Origin of the sequence: Streptomyces bullii (assembly GCF_042657145.1) — a bacterium.
Taxonomy (GTDB): Bacteria; Actinomycetota; Actinomycetes; order Streptomycetales; family Streptomycetaceae; genus Streptomyces; species Streptomyces bullii.
This window is the reverse complement of the sequence record NZ_JBHSNY010000002.1, coordinates 454,913-471,970: the sequence shown is the minus strand read 5'-3', so window position 1 is coordinate 471,970 and position 17,058 is coordinate 454,913. Positions and strand designations below refer to the sequence as shown.

General features: G+C 72.2%; 14 protein-coding genes. 1 reads left to right on the top strand and 13 read right to left on the bottom strand.

Going from position 1 to position 17,058, the window contains the following annotated elements; genetic code table 11:
- Positions 1-42 precede the first annotated feature (42 nt).
- The 12 genes from ACFPZJ_RS06255 to ACFPZJ_RS06200 all read right to left on the bottom strand — a co-directional run bounded on the left by ACFPZJ_RS06255 (position 43) and on the right by ACFPZJ_RS06200 (position 15,134).
- Complete coding sequence (locus tag ACFPZJ_RS06255; protein ID WP_381018352.1) at positions 43-2,970, bottom strand: ATP-binding protein; 2,928 nt, start codon at positions 2,968-2,970, stop codon at positions 43-45.
- Positions 2,971-3,170: 200 nt separating this feature from the next.
- Positions 3,171-4,178 (bottom strand): (-)-alpha-amorphene synthase, encoded by a 1,008-nt coding sequence (locus ACFPZJ_RS06250; RefSeq protein WP_381018349.1) that lies wholly within the window; start codon positions 4,176-4,178, stop codon positions 3,171-3,173.
- Positions 4,162-5,592: a cytochrome P450 gene (locus ACFPZJ_RS06245; RefSeq protein WP_381018347.1), complete on the bottom strand. Its 1,431-nt coding sequence runs from the start codon at positions 5,590-5,592 to the stop codon at positions 4,162-4,164. The genes ACFPZJ_RS06250 and ACFPZJ_RS06245 overlap by 17 nt, the downstream gene beginning before the upstream one ends.
- A gap of 254 nt (positions 5,593-5,846) precedes the next feature.
- Positions 5,847-8,774 carry a glycosyl hydrolase 115 family protein gene (locus ACFPZJ_RS06240; protein WP_381018345.1) on the bottom strand — a complete coding sequence of 976 codons (2,928 nt, stop codon included), beginning with the start codon at positions 8,772-8,774 and terminating at the stop codon, positions 5,847-5,849.
- A 229-nt stretch (positions 8,775-9,003) separates the two neighbouring features.
- The gene (locus ACFPZJ_RS06235; protein ID WP_381018342.1) at positions 9,004-9,147 is read right to left on the bottom strand and encodes a hypothetical protein; all 144 of its coding nucleotides are present in this window, start codon (positions 9,145-9,147) and stop codon (positions 9,004-9,006) included.
- Between the two features lie 334 nt (positions 9,148-9,481).
- Positions 9,482-10,000 (bottom strand): AAA family ATPase, encoded by a 519-nt coding sequence (locus tag ACFPZJ_RS06230; protein ID WP_381018340.1) that lies wholly within the window; start codon positions 9,998-10,000, stop codon positions 9,482-9,484.
- Positions 10,001-10,072: 72 nt separating this feature from the next.
- Positions 10,073-10,228, bottom strand: coding sequence for a hypothetical protein (locus ACFPZJ_RS06225; protein WP_381018338.1), 156 nt, complete (start codon positions 10,226-10,228; stop codon positions 10,073-10,075).
- A 73-nt stretch (positions 10,229-10,301) separates the two neighbouring features.
- On the bottom strand, positions 10,302-10,715 hold the full coding sequence (locus ACFPZJ_RS06220; RefSeq protein WP_381018335.1) for a DUF779 domain-containing protein: 414 nt from the start codon (positions 10,713-10,715) through the stop codon (positions 10,302-10,304).
- Positions 10,715-12,232, bottom strand: coding sequence for an aldehyde dehydrogenase (gene adh, locus ACFPZJ_RS06215; protein ID WP_381018332.1), 1,518 nt, complete (start codon positions 12,230-12,232; stop codon positions 10,715-10,717). The genes ACFPZJ_RS06220 and adh overlap by 1 nt, the downstream gene beginning before the upstream one ends.
- A gap of 120 nt (positions 12,233-12,352) precedes the next feature.
- Positions 12,353-13,582 carry a GAF domain-containing protein gene (locus tag ACFPZJ_RS06210; RefSeq protein WP_381018329.1) on the bottom strand — a complete coding sequence of 410 codons (1,230 nt, stop codon included), beginning with the start codon at positions 13,580-13,582 and terminating at the stop codon, positions 12,353-12,355.
- 227 nt (positions 13,583-13,809) lie between these two features.
- A complete protein-coding gene (locus ACFPZJ_RS06205) occupies positions 13,810-14,307 on the bottom strand; it encodes a hypothetical protein (RefSeq protein WP_381018992.1) in 498 nt (165 codons plus the stop codon).
- Positions 14,308-14,741: 434 nt separating this feature from the next.
- Positions 14,742-15,134, bottom strand: coding sequence for a DUF5997 family protein (locus ACFPZJ_RS06200; protein ID WP_381018326.1), 393 nt, complete (start codon positions 15,132-15,134; stop codon positions 14,742-14,744).
- Positions 15,135-15,192: 58 nt separating this feature from the next.
- On the opposite strand from ACFPZJ_RS06200, the gene ACFPZJ_RS06195 reads away from it, so the two are divergent.
- Positions 15,193-15,990, top strand: coding sequence for a LysR family substrate-binding domain-containing protein (locus ACFPZJ_RS06195; protein WP_381018323.1), 798 nt, complete (start codon positions 15,193-15,195; stop codon positions 15,988-15,990).
- A gap of 205 nt (positions 15,991-16,195) precedes the next feature.
- Here the strand turns inward: ACFPZJ_RS06195 and ACFPZJ_RS06190 are convergent, their stop codons facing one another.
- Positions 16,196-16,948: a DUF4142 domain-containing protein gene (locus ACFPZJ_RS06190; RefSeq protein WP_381018320.1), complete on the bottom strand. Its 753-nt coding sequence runs from the start codon at positions 16,946-16,948 to the stop codon at positions 16,196-16,198.
- Between the last annotated feature and the right edge of the window lie 110 nt (positions 16,949-17,058).

The following is a 17,058-nucleotide window of genomic DNA, read 5'->3' as shown; positions in this document are numbered from 1 at the left end:
GGTTTCATCCCCGGGTGACAAGGGGACGGTCCAAGTCCCGGCTCAGGTTCCCTGGCGGGGGAAGGTCTTCAGGGCCGGGGCGAGGCCGGTGGCGTCGGTGCCGACCTTGCGGTACACCGACGACAGCAGCTGCCGCACGCCCTGCTCGGTCAGACGCAGTTCCTTGGCGACCACGGCCGCCGGGTGGCCCTGGGCCGTCAGTTCGGCGGCCGTGCGCTCCGGAGCTGTCAGCGTGTCCGTCTGCGCGTACCGCAGGGGCAACGGCCGCAGCCCGGCGGCGGAGAGCTCCTCCCGGGCCCGGGCCGCCAGGGCATCGGCACCGCAGTGCACGGCGCCCTCCAGCCCCTGGTAGAGCCGGTCGGCGGCCTCCGTGAGCCGGCCGTTGCGGGACAGGGCGGCACCGTAACCGACCCGCGCGCGGGCCAGCTCGTAGGAGGCGGGCGACCGTTCCAGGTGGTCGACGGCCTCCGCGTGCAGATCGAGCGCCGCGGAACCGCCCGTCACCTCGGCCAGCGTGTGCAGACTCTGCCCGATGACGGACGCGGCGCCGAAGTCCCGGGCGTGCTTCACGGCCTCCTGGGCGTACCGGACCGCGCGGTCGGGAGCCGTGCGGGCCAGCGCGTGGGCCAGGTCGAGCCGCCAGGGGCACCAGGACGGGTTGCGCCAGCCCCGCGCGTCCAGCCAGTCGCCGACGGCCGACAACAGCCGCGCCGCCTCCAGGTGCCGCTCCTCCGCCAACAGCAGTTCGGCGTACACCGTCCGCGGATCGGGGTAGACGACGGCGTTCGGGATCACGTCGCCGTAGTGGTACTTGTCGGCGAGGCGACGCGCGGTGTTGAGCCGGCCACGGGCCACCAGCGTCTGGATGAGGATGCCGATGGCGAACCACTGGGCGGGCAGCGCCCCTTCGACGCGTTCGGCGGTGCGCAGGCCCTCCCACACCAGGTTCTCGGCCTCGGCGAGGCAGCCGCGGCGGTAGCGGATGTAGCCGTACAGCGTCTGGCCGACGGCCAGGTGGGAGCCGCACCACCCCTTCGCCTCGCACTCGGCCATGCCCCGGGTGAACAGCTCCTCGGCCTGCCGGGGCTGGTCGCAGTACATGAAGGACAGGGCCACCGAGACCGGCACCTCGAAGCCCCGGTTCTCGTCGGTCCAGCTCATCCCTCCGCGCAGGGCGTCCTCGGCGAACGTCAGAACGGTCTGACGCGGCTCACCCCGCAGCAGCGCGTCCCACGCCCGCAGGCCCAGGATGCAGCGCTCCTCCAGCCCGCGACCGGTCGGTCCCCCGCGCGCGGTCAGTCGTTCGGCCAGCCGTGCCAGCCTGCGGGAGCGGGCGGAGGAGTCGGACTCGTCCGTGCGGAACATGCTCCAGACGAAGTGGTCGGCCTGCATGCGCAGCCGGGTGCGGGGATTGACGGCCTTGCGGGCCTCGTCGGCGGCCACGGTCGCGGCCTCGGCCAGCCGGTCGGTGTGGGCCAGCGCCTGGGCCAGCCGGTAGACGATGGAGGCCCGCAGCTCGGGATCGACCCCGGGCTCCGCCAGCGCCGCCCGAAGATGCTTCACGGTGGCCGTGGGCTCGATCAGGAACGTCGAACAGGCCAGTTCGTGCAGGAGCGCGGCCCGCTCCTCCGGGAGAGGCGGCTCCTGCAGGGCTCGGGTCAGCAGGCGACGGGCGGCCTCCGGCGCCCCGGCACGGAGGTACTCCCGGGCGGCCTCCCGCAGGTACGCCACTGCCTCGGGCTTTCCCTCGCAGGGCACCTCCAGCAGGTGCCGGGCGGCGGCGGTGGGGCCCAGCCCCGCGGCGCGGACGGCCTCCACGGCCGCGTTGTGCAGGCCGACCCGGAAACCCGACCGGATGTTGCGGTAGATCGTCGTGGCGATCACCGGGTGGACGAAGTCGAGTACGCCACCGGGCCCGTGCCCCTCGGCCAGGATCCGCGCGGTGCGCAGCCTCTCGGTCGCCTCGGCCGCTTCCTCCCTGCCGATCACCGCGAGGGCCGCGGCGAGCTCCGGGGAGAACGGCGCGCCCAGGACGACCGCGGCCTGCGCGAAGCGGACGGTGGTCGTGCCGAGGCGGTGGAGACGCTCGATGAGCCCCGGTCCCTTGGCCGCCGCGGCGAGGTCCCGCATCACCGGCAGGTCGGCCCGGGTCCCCTTCAGGTTCCGTTCGCGGAGCCCGATCGCCAGCTCGACGGCCTCGTACGGGCTGCCGCCGGTGACCGTCCAGCACTCCTCGCAGAACGCGTCCTCGGCTTCTTCGCCGACATGGGCCCGTACGATCTCCGCGACGCCGGCGGCGGACAGCGGCGCGAGTGGGTAGGGGCGGCTGCCGTGACGTTCCCCGAGGGCGCGGAAGCCGGACGCCTCGTCCGGCAGTTCGTCGGGCCGGTAGGCGACGACGATCAGCAGCGGCAGGTCGGCGGCGCGCGAAGCGAACGAGGCGAGCCAGCCCAGGGATTCCGGATCCGCCCAGTGCAGGTCGTCGAGGAGCAGGACGACGGGCGCCTGCTGCATCGCCAGACGCGTCATGACCCAGTCGAGGCCGTCGCGCACCCCGGTCGGATCCGGTACGTGCGTGGTGTCCGCCGCCTCCAGACCGAGGGCTGCCGCGACGATGTCGTACCAACTGCCCAGGAACGTCCGCAGCTCCGCCTGGCTCATCGCGGCCAGGGCGGGCTGGATGAGCTGGCGCACCACGCGGAACGCCAGCTCCTGTTCCGTCTCGCCGCCCCGGCCGGACAGCACCCTGAAGCCGTGTGCCGCGGCGCGGGCGCGTGCTTCCGTGACGAGCGCCGTCTTGCCCCTCCCCGCCGGGCCGGTGAAGGCGAGCAGTCCGCGGTGCGGTGCTCCCGGCCCGCCGTCCGCCGCGGCGCGCAGGTCCGACAGGGCGGTGTCGAGCGCGCGCAGTTCGTGCTCGCGCTCGAGCAGGGGCCGGGAGTCGGGGAGCGGTTGCCGTGAACCAAGCGCCATGTGCTCTACCGCTTCCTGTCGTTGGTCCTCACGGGCAGAGGCGAGGTTACGCCGGGAAAACGGCCGGAAGACCGCGTTACGGCGGGAGGACGACAGGGAAGGGTGAATCGGGCGCTGGAGCGGGTTGGTGGCCCGCTCCCCGGGTAACGTGGCTTGAATGGCCTCCTTCCAGAGGTCCGGTCGCCGACGGACGAGCCACCTCACGGGAGCGCCGGTGTCGTCACCGTCTCGCTGTACCGGGGAACCGTGCGGGACCAGTCGTAGCAGCCACGTATCCAGCCGATCATGCCGTCGAGGTAACCGAGGCCGGCGGGGCTCAACCGCGGGGCGATCTCCGCGTGCAGCCGCTCGAACTCGTGGATCGCGTCGTTGATCTGGCGGATGGCCAGGGTGATGGCCCTCGGCAGGGAGCACCGGTGGGCCCGCTGGTGGGCGAGAGCCAGATTGATCAGCTCTCCGGCCTGCCGCTCCTTCGCCGCGGAGAACAGGTCGGCCGTCCACACGGCCGCGTCGACCGACAGGCGCCTCAGACGCCGCACGGCGGGATGGTGGAGTTCCTCCGGGGGCGGCTCGACGGGCTGGGCCGCCTCGTACAACGGGTAGAACGGTTCGATGCCCGCGGTGAGCGCACGGATCGAGGTGCACAGCCCGGTCCCCACGCGGGCGGAGCCGGTCTGCGCGACCGCTTCGTACAGCAGTCCGTGTGCGTACTCGCGGCCCGCCCACGCCCATCGCGCGGCCTGCGCGGGAGTGCACCGCGCCGTCACCTGTCCCAGCAGATCCGCCAGCGCGGCGCCGAGAGGCGTGCTCGGCCGCTCGCCGTCCCGCAGGATGCCGACGCTCTCGCACAGCATGGGCAGCAGGCGCTCGGGCCGCTTCCGGCCGACCTCTTCCGCCCAATCGTCGAAGATGAATTGGTAGGCGATCTGGTTGGCCACGATCTGGAGAATTCCGGAATCCACGGTCGGGCTGTTGAAGGAAGCGAGCTGCGCCGGCCGCGTGCGGGCGATCATTTCCGCCACCGCCGGATCGTCGGTCAACCCGCGATCACGCAGCCATTTCTCCACCCCCGCCGCGGCCTCCGCCTCATGCGGATTCCGCTGGAAGGGGTAGGGCATGTAGAGCTGGGCGTCGATCAAGTCCCGCAGACTGGAGGCGGAAATGCCGTCGTGCGGCACTGCCGGTATGTCCTCACGCGTCGTTGACACCGTTGTCACCTGCCGTTCGTGAGTCAGGTAAAAGGGACCCCGTGGTTGCTCGGGGCGTACGCGGTTCGCAGATCATCGTCAGCGACCTCGGGCCCAGCGTGACCGCGGGGCGCGGCGACTCGACGGGCCCGGGCCGGTGACGCAGGCGCCAGCGGGCGGCGATCGACGCGAGGGCCACGGTGGCCTCCGTCACGGCGAACGCGTCGCCGAGGCACTTGCGGCTTCCGGCGGCGAACGGGATCAGCGCGCCGTCCCGCCGCGCCCCGTCCCCGCCCGGCAGCCAGCGGTCGGGCAGGAACGCGTCGGGGTCGGGAAAGGACGCCGGATCGTGGTGCAGCAGGTACGGGCTGTACAGGACCGTCGCGCCGCGGGGCAGGCGGCACCCGGCGAGTTCGGTGGCCCGCGTGGTGATCCGGGTGAAGAGCCAGCCGGGTGGTGAGTGGCGCAGCGTCTCGGTGATCACGCAGCGGGTGCGGACGAGGTGCGGCAGGTCGTCGACGTCGGGCAGGGCCCGTCCGGCGAGAACGGAGTCGACCTCCGTGTGCAGACGCCGCTCCGCCTCCGGATTGCGGGCCAGCAGGCTGAAGGCGGAGGCCAGGCACAGCGCGGTCGTCTCGACTCCCGTCAGCAGGAGCGTGAGGAGCTGGTCGTGCATCTCCCGCTCGGTGACCGCCTCGTCCGCGCCGCCGCGCGCGGCCCGGAGCAGGGTCCCCAGCAGATCGTCACGGTCGGGCCCGCGCCGCCGCTCGGCGACGAGCGCGTCGACGAGCGTGTGCAGGCGGGCGAGAGCGCGTCCGTAACGCCGGTTGGCGGGGGTGGGGAGACGGAACACGGCGTCGACCGGCACGACCGTACGGACGAACAGACCGCGGACGACGACGCCGAGACACCGGCGTATCTCCGTGGCCGTCGCCGCGTCGAGCGAGTCCGAGAAGAGGACACGGCCCATCACCCGCGTGGTCAGCGTCATCATCTCCGCGCTGACGTCGATCTGCTCTCCGGCCCGCCAGCCGCGGTGCACCGACGCGGCTTCCTGGCCCATCAGTTCCGTGTGATCGGCGACGCGGGAGGCGCGGAAGTCGGGTTGCAGCAGTCTGCGCTGCCGCCGGTGCTCGCCGTGGGGGCAGGTGACGACGCCGTCCCCCATCAGCAGACGGAGCCTGTCGTACTGCGGGCCGCCCTTGTCGAAGGTGCGCGAGTCCCTGAGCATCTCCTGGACCAGTTCCGGATGACACACCATCCAGGCGCGCTGCGGACCCAGGCGTATGTCGACCAGATCCCCATGCGCGGGCAAGGAATTCAGAAACTCCAGCGGCCGACGGAAGAGAGCGATACCGTGGCTGATGGACGGGAATATGCCTGGAGCAGTCCCCACTGTCCAGGTTCGCTCTGATCCGGGAACGGAGTCGCTCATCGAAAACCACCTGTCTCAGTCGACACACGGAATTCGGTGACGTTCCACCGAGTTGGCGCTTGAAGCATCTCCTGCCCAAGTCCAACCTGCCGCTCGTGTGCCGAACCCTTTTTGCGAGGGGGCGCACGGGAGCACGGAGGGGCATCACGGGAATCGCCGCCCAGGTGCACAACCGGCCCACCTTCTCCATGTGTCACTGGACGGCCTCCGCTGATCTCCGTGCTCCCTCACCGCATGCGTGGACCCGCTACCGGCTACCGGCCCGGCGCCGCCGGCTCCTCCAGGACCGGCTCGGTGACCGGGGCGGGGTTGAAGACGGGGTGGTAGCTCTCCGGCGGCGCGAGGTAACTCGCGGGCAGGCCGCCGGTGTCGACGACGATCTGGTCCACGGCTATCGCGGGATCGACCATGAACAGCCGCAGCACATGCTCGCCGGGTTCGGTCACCGTGATCGTGGCGGTGAGCTTCTCGACGCCCTCCTCGACGTTGCGGGCCCACGCGTCACCCCGGTTCCCGGTGGCGACGGCCTGGCCCGACAGGACGGCGACCGGCTGGTCGTCGAGGGCGACGGCCAGTCTGCGCCGGCCCCGCTCGTCCAGCGAGGGCAGCCGGAAGACAGTCACGGGGAAGGTGCCGGTGCTGCTGAACAGCACCCGGTAGCGCAGCTCGGGCGCCCGGGCGGCGATGTCCTCGGTGATCGGCGGCGCGGCCGCCGGCACCGCCTCCACGGCGGCCGTACGGCGGCCCAGCCCGCGGACGACCCGCCAGTGCGCCCCGCCGCGCGGCACCCGCCGCTCGAAGTGCGCCGCGTCCAGGGAGACGTACCCGTGCGCCTCGACGAAGCCGCGCGCCCGGCGCCGGGCCCGTTCCCCCTCGTTGACCACCCGCAGCGGCACTTCGACGCTCCGCCCCGCTCCGGTGAACGTCACCGACGGGGTGTGCGTGCCCTCGGGCGCCCGCGCCCAGTCGACCTCGACCCACACACGGGCCTGCTCGGTGAGACGGCCGCCCGCCGTGCTCAGCCGGATCCACGGGTGACTCGCCTCGGCCGTCCAGTCCAGCGGCAGGAAACCGGTGTTGAAGACGTCGACGAAGCGGCGGTCACGGGTGAGGGACGAGAAGGACGGCGGCCGGTCCGCTCCCGTGTCGTTCCCTTCGGCCGCCACCCCCAGCCCCGAAGTCTCCTGGCGGGGAACTCGGGTGACGCTCGGCCGGCCCGGCGCCTTCGGGATCTGGGAGGGGTACGGGTTGACGATGCCGTCCCACTTCCCGCCCGCGATCTCGGCGTTGTAGCGCCGGGTGATCGCCTGCTCCTCGGCGTGCGCGGCCTCGGCCAGGTCGGCGTAACGGTTCGTGCCCGTCCCGCGTCCCTGCCGGACCGCGAGAGCGTTGCGGTCCGCCCAGTAGTACTTCAGGTTCATCGAGTAGGCGCCGTGCACCGGGTATTCGACGAGCTCGTAGTAGGCGTCCCGGCAGGCCTCGGGCAGCCTGGCACCGAGCCGTCGCGTGCGCTCCAGGAGCCGGCCGTACGCGGCCATGCGGCGGCCCGCCTCGTCACCGTGGTGGACGGTGGAGAACACGCCGCGGTCGATGAACTCCGGGCGCCGCTCGGCCGCGAGCCGGTAGTACTCCGTACGGATCGCGGCGATCTCCGGGCCGTGCCGCCGGCCGAACTGGCGCCCGGCCCACGCCACCAGGAACTCGCCGACGTCGTCCGGACCCCAGCGGTCCACGTCCCAGGCCATGTCCATGCAGAAGGACAGCCCCGTCTCGATCGACTTGATGTCCCCGACGTTGAAGATCCACATCCGGTCGGCCTGATGGTCGTACACCCGGCGCAGCTCCTGCCACACCTTGCTCAGCTGTGTGGTGTCCAGCCACAGATAGCTCCTGGGCCGGCCCCAGTAGGACAGGTGGTAGTAGATGCCGTTGCCGCCCGCGCGCCGCCGCTCCGCTGCGTCCGGCAGCTGGCGCATGTTGCCGTGGTTGTCGTCCGGCCAGATCAGGGTGACGTCGTCGGGGACCTGGACGCCCGCGTTGTACAGCTCCAGGACCTCCTTGTACGGGATGAAGATCTGCGGCGTGGCGGCGGCGCCGACCTCCTCGGCCAGGATGCGGCGCTGGTCGGCGATGATGTCGTTCATCACCGCGACCTTCTCCGGGATCGTGGTGGCGTACTTGGTCTCCAGCGCGCTGTCGTGCAGACCGCGCATGCCGAGCGTCCAGCTGCTCTCGTAGCCGGCGTTCTGCCGCGCCCGGGCCCGCCAGTAGTCGGAGATGACGGCCGGGTTGACCGTGTAGTCGTACAGCGGCAGGGTGCCGTCCGCGTTCTTGTGCTCCTCGGCCCACGGCTGCCACTCGTGCACGCCGTTGCGCAGCAGCGCCTCGGGGTGGCTGGAGCCGACGACGATGCCGTACCGGTCGGCCAGCTCCGGGTTCTCGCGGTGCTCGTTGAAGAAGTCGGAGTACGGGTGCATCGCCGGCCACAGGTAGTTGGCCTTGAGGCGGAGCAGCAGCTCGAAGATCCGCTCGTACGTCCTCGGGCCGATGTTCTTGTCGGGCTCCTGGGTGCGGCGCGACCAGGTGGTCAGGTTCTGCTCGTCGTTGACGAAGATGCCCCGGTAGCGGACGGAGGGCTCGTACCGCTTGAGGGGGCCCGCCGGGAGGGTCACGGTGTCGCGGTGCTCGACGGGGACGTCGGCCCACCAGTACCAGGGCGAGACGCCCATGCGCTCCGAGGTGTCGTAGACGCCGTACACGGTGCCGCGCCGGTCGCTGCCGGCGATCACCAGGGCGCGGTCCACGCCGGGCAGCGGGCGGTCCACGACCTGGGTGACCGAGGCCTCCCAGCGGCCCTGGACACGGGCGACGTCGAGGCGTCTTCGGGTGATCAGCCGGTCGACGGCCGGGCTCGCGCCGATGGTGCCCACCACGACGAGGTGCTCGGCCCGCTCCGGCAGGGTGTGCAGCAGGCGGGGGCGGACGCCGCTGACCCGTTCGACGTCGGCCTGGAGGTCGCCGGCCGCGCGCAGGACGGCGGGGTCGTCCGCCGGATCGACGAACAGGTCGACGGCGGTGCCGCCGGCCACCAGGGGGAAGCCGGGCCGGCCGGTGGGTGCGGCCTGGGCGGCGGTCGCGGGCATGAGGCCCGGGAGCAGCGGGGCGACACCGGCGGCGGCCATGCCCCGTAAGAACGACTTGCGGGTCCATGAGGGCGACGGGCTGTGCGGCTCGTTGTGCGGCACGAGGCTCTACCTTTCCGCGCCAGACCCTCGGAACGCGGAAGCGGTATCGGCGCGAGTTGGCATGGGCAGGGCAGAAAGCGCTTGCTCGCGGCACCTTAGAGGAGTCTCGCGGGAGACGTCCATATCCGTACGAGGTCCGACGGCGGTACTGAGGTGAGCGCTGGGCCTACTGCCGGCCAGGCTCACCCTCGTCGGCCGGGTAGGTCCTGATCCAGGTGGCTCCGCAACGGCAGCGGGAGCGCTCGACCAGTTCGCCGTCCTCCGACACGGCGATGCCGTCACTGATGCGGACGTGAACGTGCTGACTCATGACTTCGGCTCTCCGCGAGGGGCTACGGCTCCTCAGTGTCCGCATATGTACGCCTTCGTCGGCAATGAGGTGCGTCACATCCGGCGGGGACGCGGCCCCGGTCCTCCTGGCCCGTGAGGCGGGCCGGAGCCACATGGCGCGTCGGCCGTCGACACGGCGATCGCGGCCCGGAGGGCGCCGGCCTCCGGCGCGCCGCCCCCCGACGCACCGCGCGGGACCACACGAGGCGACATGCTCGCAGTGCCCTACGAGGCCTCGGGAACCGCGGACGCAGCGGGAATCCGCCTCCGCCGGAGGGAGCCACCTGTGCCTGTTGTCGCGGGAGGGGGGAACCTCACCTCTTGACGGCCTCTGCGATCTGCAAAGCGGCCTGGGCGGGCGTGAGGTGCGTGGTGTCGACGACCTCGGCCTCGGCGTGCAGCCACGTCCGGGCCGCCTCCGCGTAGGGCTCAAGGTATGTGAGACGGAACGGCGAGGGGACGGGAGTGGCCTCCTCGATGCGCCTGCGGAGGGTGTCCTGGTCGGCGTGCAGGACGAAGTGCCGTACGGGGATGGCGTGTCGGGCCAGGCCCGTGCTGATCTCGCGCCAGTACTCCTCGACCAGGACGGTCATCGGCATCACCAGAGTGCCGCCGGTGTAGTCCAGTACGCGACGGGCGGTCTCGACCACGAGCTGCCGCCACGGCGGCCAGTGCTGGAAGTTGTCCGTCCCGGGCAGCCCGGGCGTGATGTCCATGAGCGTCTCGCCGACCTTCTCGGCGTCGAGCACCCGTGAATCCGGGATCAGCCGCTGTACGAGCGCACTGGTCGTCGTCTTGCCTGCGCCGTGGGTGCCGTTGAGCCATACGATCACGGGACCCGAGGCTAGCGCTGTGCGCGCCGCCGGAAGGGACACAGCGGAAATCCGGTCCGGCTTCATCGTTCCTCAGGCGTCGACCGCACCGGGATGAGGTGTCGCCTGCACGAGCTGAGACCGTTCCCTGGCCTCGACGTAGCGTGCCGGATTCGCCGACGCCGGGCGGGTGCCGGTCCCATTGTCGTGGTGCACGTCGACGTGACCGGAGACCTGCGTCGTGTCCACAGGGGGCCACCTGGGCCGCGAACCGAGCCGTGGGACCGGACCTGGCGGGTCCGGCCCCACGGTCACCCTCATGTCACCCGGTCGCCTCCGCCCCCGTCGGCAGCGGCGGTTCCGCCTCGGCCCGCTTCAGCTCCTCGTCGGTGAGCAGACGGGAGCGGAGCAGGAAGCGGACGCCCTCGGGGGCCTCCAGGGAGAAGCCGCTGCCCCGGCCGGGGACGACATCGACGGTGAGGTGGGTGTGGGACCAGTACGTGTACTGGTCCGCGCTCATCCAGAACGGCGTGTCGCCGGCCACGTGCCCGAGCAGCACGTCCGAGGCGCCGACCCGGAACTCGCCGCGCGGGTAGCACATCGGGGCGCTGCCATCGCAGCAGCCGCCGGACTGGTGGAACATCACCGGGCCGTGCGTACGGGTCAGCTGCCGCAGCAGGTCCTCGGCGGCCGGTGTCAGCTCCACCCGCGTCACCCGCGTCGCCCGAGCGCCCATCAGAAGAACCCGAGCTTCTTCGCCGAGTAGCTCACCAGCAGGTTCTTGGTCTGCTGGTAGTGGTCGAGCATCATCTTGTGGGTCTCGCGGCCGATGCCGGACTTCTTGTAGCCGCCGAACGCCGCGTGGGCCGGGTAGGCGTGGTAGCAGTTGGTCCACACCCGGCCCGCCTTGATCTCCCGGCCCAGGCGGTAGGCGGTGTTGCCGTCCCGGGTCCACACGCCCGCGCCGAGGCCGTACAGCGTGTCGTTGGCGATCTTCAGGGCCTCGTCGACCGAGTCGTACGTCGTCACCGACACCACGGGCCCGAAGATCTCCTCCTGGAAGATCCTCATGTCGTTGGTGCCGCGGAAGATGGTCGGCTCGATGTAGTAACCGCCGTCCAGGCCGGGGACGGTGCGCGGGCCGCCGCCGGTCAGCAGCTCCGCGCCCTCCTTCCTGCCGATGTCGATGTAGGACAGGATCTTCTCGTACTGGTCGTTGCTGGCCTGCGCGCCGATCATGGTGGCCGGGTCCAGCGGGTCGCCGCTGACGACGGCCCTGGTGCGCTCGACGCACCGGGCCATGAACTCGTCGTAGACGGAGGAGTGGACCAGCGCGCGGGACGGGCAGGTGCACACCTCGCCCTGGTTGAGGGCGAACATCACGAACCCCTCGACGGCCTTGTCCAGGAAGTCGTCGTCGGCGGCCATCACGTCGGGCAGGAAGATGTTCGGGCTCTTGCCGCCCAGCTCCAGCGTGACGGGGATGATGTTCTCGCTCGCGTACTGCATGATCAGGCGGCCGGTCGTGGTCTCGCCGGTGAACGCCACCTTGGCCACACGCGGGCTGGAGGCGAGCGGCTTGCCCGCCTCGACGCCGAAGCCGTTGACGACGTTGACGACGCCCGGCGGCAGCAGGTCGGCGATCAGCTCGATGACGTACAGCAGGCTGACCGGGGTCTGCTCGGCCGGCTTGATGACCACGCAGTTGCCGGCGGCCAGCGCCGGAGCCAGCTTCCACGCGGCCATCAGGATGGGGAAGTTCCACGGGATGATCTGCCCGACCACACCCAACGGCTCGTGGAAGTGGTACGCGACGGTCTCGGCGTCGATCTCCGCGATGCTGCCCTCCTGCGCCCGGACCGCGCCGGCGAAGTACCGGAAGTGGTCCACGGCCAGCGGGATGTCGGCGGCCAGGGTCTCGCGGACCGGCTTGCCGTTCTCCCACGTCTCCGCGACGGCGATCTCCTCCAGGTGCTGCTCGATGCGGTCGGCGATCCTGTTGAGGATGTTGGCGCGCTCGGTGGTGGAGGTGCGGCCCCACTGGTCGGCGGCCCGGTGGGCGGCGTCCAGGGCCAGGTCGACGTCGGCGGCGGACGAGCGGGCCACCTCGCAGAACACCTTGCCGGTCACCGGCGTCGGGTTCTCGAAGTAGCGGCCCTCCACGGGGGCGACCCAGTCACCGTCGATGAAGTTGTCGTAGCGGCGGGCGAAGCTGACGATGCTGCCGTCCGTTCCGGGCTGCGCGTACACCATGGCGGCTCTCCTCGGTGTGGAGCGAGTACGAACGTCCGACGGCCCACGCCGTCGTGACGCCGCTCACTGTGCTCCGCGGAGGTTGGCGCGAGGTTGGTGCCGCACGCCCGGCGGGCCGCGTCAGTCGCGCAGGGCCGTGGTGAGCCGGCCGGCCGCGATGGCGCGGCGGGTGTCGCCGGGGCCGAGCAGGCGCAGCGCGTGCGCGTGCACCTCCGCGTCGTACGGGGCACGTTCGCCGTACCGCAGGGCGTGTTCGGGACGGGCGCTGGCCAGCACCGCTTCGCGAACGGCGACTTCGAGGCGGGTGCGCCACTCCTCGACGCCCGGCGCCTCGGAACGGGGCAGCAGCGGGCCGCGGTACAGGCGCAGCGCGGTCTCCGCGTCGCCGTTCTCCAAGGCGCGCAGCACGTCGACGGCGTCGCACGAGACGTCGGTGGTCAGGGCGTAGCGGCGGGGCGCGATGCCGCCGCCCAGCGCGCGGCGCAGATGGGAGATCTCCGCCTTGAACGTGGAGGCGGTCACCGGCCGGTCGCCGTACAGGGCGTCGCGCAGCCGGTCCGGCACGAAGCCGTCCGGTTCGAGGGCGAGCAGGGTGAGGATCTCCAGCTGGCGGGGCCGCAGGGGCAGCGGCTGACCGTCGCGTACGGCCCGTTCGGCGCCGAGGCAGGTGAGGCGGAGGGGGGCCGTGGCCGGCCGGGGCGGGTCCGTGGCGAGGCGGGTCTCGATGGTGGACACCAGGGTGCGCACGGTGGACATGGCCAGGGGATGCGAGCGGTCCCAGGTGGTGGACAGGTCAAGGACGCCGAGCACCCGGCCGTCCGGGGCGTGGATGGGGGCGCAGTAGCAGACCCAGCCGTGCAGGGCCGTCACCAGGTGCTCGGCGGAGAAGACGGAGCTGGGGCGGCCGGTGCGCAGCGCGAGCGACAGGGCGTTGGTGCCCATGGCCTGCTCGTCCCACCGGCCGCCCGGCGCGAAGTTGACGCGCTCGGCGCGGCGGCGCATGGTCGGCCCGCCGCACGTCCACAGGATCGTGCCGGACTCGTCGGTGACCGCGGTGACGAACCCGGCGTCGTCGGCGATGCTGTGCAGCTCGTCGGCGAGGTCGGTGATCGGACCCCGCAGCGGCGAGGACGTCCACCGGTGGTGCACCAGGCCGCCGTCGGTGACCGGGGCGCAGTCCCGGCCGGGGTCCACGCTGCTCAGCGACCGCACCCAGGACTCGGTCACCTCGCGGCGCAGCGCCCGGCTGCCGACCGGGTTCCCGCCGGAGGTCCTCAACCGCGGCACCCAGCGGGACCACTCGTGCTCCAGCACGGCCCTGCGCTGCCGGAGGTCGGTGCGCTGTGACATGTCCTCCCCTGTCGTCGCGAGCCGTCGAACCGGGGACCGCCGGTGCCGGCCCTTGTCCGCGATGACGTCAGTGGGGTCAGTGTGGACGACACCGTCGCCCGACCACCACCGCCGCGTCGCAGTCGGTCTTCCGCCGGGCTTCGGCTGCGGACGGGTGAGTGCTCCCCGGTCGCTCCTCGCGACCGGTGTACGGCCCCGCGTCGCCCTGGCAGCGGCTTCCCGTCGGTTCAACGCCACTCCCGCCCTTCCGGCCCGGCCTGCTCCGCGCTGACCGGTGCCAGGACGGCGAGGGTGCCGGTGGCCTCGCGCAGGGCCGCTTCGAGGGTGCCGGGGGTGTGCAGCGTGCCGGCCCCGTCGGGCGGGACGAGCCACTCCAGACGGCCGGCGGGCCGGTACGGCGGCGGTACGGCGACCCAGGAGCCCCTGCCGACGTGCCGCACCCCGCACCCGACCCACTCGCTCACCGGATCGGGCGGCAGGAAGAAGCCGACCCGGCCGGCCGCGCAGTCCACCAGCGTGGGCCCGGGCACGTCCAGGGGGTTGCGCCACATGATGTCCAGGGCGAGCAGGCCCAGGCGGTCCGGAACCGTGAGGACGTCCCAGAACCGTCCGGCCTCCAGGAGCACGGTTCCCGTGCCGTGGTCCCACTCGCGCTTGCACTCCTGGGGGTCTATGGCGGCCGCGGCCAGCCACTCGACGGCCTGCTGCCACATGACGTTCGACATGGTCCACACCCCGGTCGCGGTCGGCCACGCCCGGACGGGCGCGCTGGACACGAGACGACGGCCCGCGGAGATCCGCGCGCCGGCCGCCGGTGTAGCCATGCTGGTAGATGTCGCTGGGCGCCGGAAGGGGTGGCGCGGTCTGGCGTTTACGGCAGCGGGCGCGCGACGCCCCCTTGGGCGCGATCGTGCGCCGGGTCACCGGGGTGCCGGATCGCCCGGGGCGCCCGGCGGCCGGCTTCCGGGCCGCGAGCCGCCCGGGCACGGCGACGGACGCCGGACGGCCCCTGCTGCACCGGCTCGGCTTCCATGGGACGGGAACCGGGGCAGCCCGCCCTGCTGTCCGAGGGGCTTGAAGGTCCCAAGCACCGGGCGGGAGGAGGGCGAACAGAAGGCCGGAGGCCGACAGGCAGAGGACGCGGAACCGCCGAGACGCGTCAGGGCTGGCGAGCCGCGCGCTCCGCGTTCCGCTTCTTGATGCGCGCCTCCTCCTTGCGGACCTCCGCCTGCGTGGCCTGTTCCCGCTCCAGCCACTCGGGGCGTTCCCGCTTCAGCGCCTCGATCTGCTCCGTGGTGAGGGGTTCCGTGATGCCGCCGCGCGCGAGACCCGCGATGGAGACGCCCAGCTTCGCCGCGACCACCGGGCGGGGGTGCGGGCCGTTGCGCCGCAGTTCGCGCAGCCACTCGGGCGGGTCCGCCTGGAGCGCGTTCAGCTCGGCGCGCGAGACGACGCCCTCCCGGAACTCGGCGGGCGTGGCCTCGAGGTACACACCCAGCTTCTTCGCCGCGGTGGCGGGCTTCATCGTCTGGGTGTTCTGGTGCGACGTCATGGGGTCCAGCGTATCGAGCATGTGCGCGACCCCCGACCACGGCCGGTAGCCTGGCCAGGTGACAGGCTCGGAAGTAACCCCGTCCCCGGCGGCACCGCCTTCGTTCCGGCTGGCGTACGTCCCCGGGGTGACGCCCGACAAGTGGGTGCGCGTCTGGAACGAGCGGCAGCCCGACGTCCCGCTGACCCTGGAGCAGGTGCCGGCCGGGGAGGCGAGCGCCTTGCTGCTCGGCGGCGGCGCCGACGCGGGGCTCGTCCGCCTGCCCGTCGACAAGACCGTCCTGAGCGCGATTCCCCTCTACACCGAGCAAACGGTCGTCGTCGTCCCGAAGGACCACCTGGTCACGGCGGTCGACGAGGTGACCCCCGAGGACCTGGCCGACGAGATCGTGCTGCACCCGCTCGACGACGTCCTCGACTGGGAGTCCCTCCCGGGCCGACCCGCCTTCGAACGCCCCGCCACCACGCCCGACGCCGTGGAACTCGTCGCGGCCGGCATCGGCGTGCTCGTCGTACCGCTGTCCCTGGCCCGCCTGTACCACCGCAAGGACCTCACGTACCGGCCCCTGCGGGACGCCCCCGAGTCCAGCGTGGCGCTGGCGTGGCCGCAGGACGCGACGACGGACCTGGTGGAGGACTTCATCGGCATCGTCCGCGGTCGGACCGTCAACAGCACACGGGGCCGCAGGCCGGCCCAGCCCGAGGAGAAGACCGAGCGGACGAAGAAGCCAGGGGCCCCGCACAGATCGGAGACGGGCAAACAGACCGGCGCGGCGCCTCGGCGAGGCGCGGGCGGAGCCGCCTCGCGGCGAGGCGCCGCGGGAGCCAGGCGCGGCAGGCCTCGCCGCCGGTCGTAGTGCGGGGACGCCGCGGCAGTCGGGTGGCGCTCAGGACGTGCCCCGGGCCGTCGCGGCCGGACAGCCCGGGCCGTAGTCGGTCGTTGGCCTGGGCCCTCGTCGGTCGTCGGCCGGGGTCCTGGTCGGTCGTCGGCCCGGCGGCTCCGGTGCGCGGCCCGTTCGCCGACGGCTTCTCCACGGCCTCCCCGCAGGGGCTTCTCGTCGCTCACCCGGCCGGCTGGGCCCCGTAGGACGGATTCGGAGCGACCGTCTCCAGATCCTTCAGGTCCTCGGGAATCTCCAGCACACGGACCGGCGCACCCGGCTGCGGAGGCGGCGGGGTCGTCTGGTCCTGAGGCAGCTTGGCCGGGTTGGTCTGCTGGAAGGTGACCTGCTCGTGGTTGACCAGACCGGTCTTCTCCAGGACCGAGATGTGGTCGAGCACGGTGTCGTTGGTCTGGTCGGCGAGCTGCCGCACGAGGCTGTTCCGGGTGTTCGCGCGGATCTTGGCGACCGTGGGGAAGATGGAACCGTGCGCCATGCGCATGATGTTCACCGCCGTGGAGTCGAACTCCTGGCCGGTGGTGCCTTCCGCCGTGGCCACGAACTGCTGCTGCTGCGGTGACGGTTCGTTGGGCAGGGTGATGCCCAGTTCCTGGGAGACCCTGCGGCAGGTCGCGTCGAGCCGGCCGTGCCCGACGAGCAGATGCTCACCCGCTTCCTTCATGGCCGGCGCCGTGCTCCGCTGCAGCACCAGGCTGCCGAGCGGGTACTCCCACAACCCGGCCGCGCGCACCCTGACCACGAAGTCGCGGTCCGCCTCGGTCAGCGGGCCGTACTTGGTGTTGGCGATGATGCGGTCCTGGGAGGTGGCCGTGTTCTCCACGCCGAGCATGGCGGGGTAGGCGAGCGCGGTGAGCGTGAGGATCATGGCACCGCCCACGAACGCGGTTCCTGCCGTGCTGCGCGAGATGCGCATCGTGCCTCCTGGGATGAGAACTGCCCAACACCAGGAAGTACGGACGGCAAGCCCGAGGTAATCATCTCTCCGGCGAAAAATTTCGCACGCTCTTCCGGACGCCCTGCGCC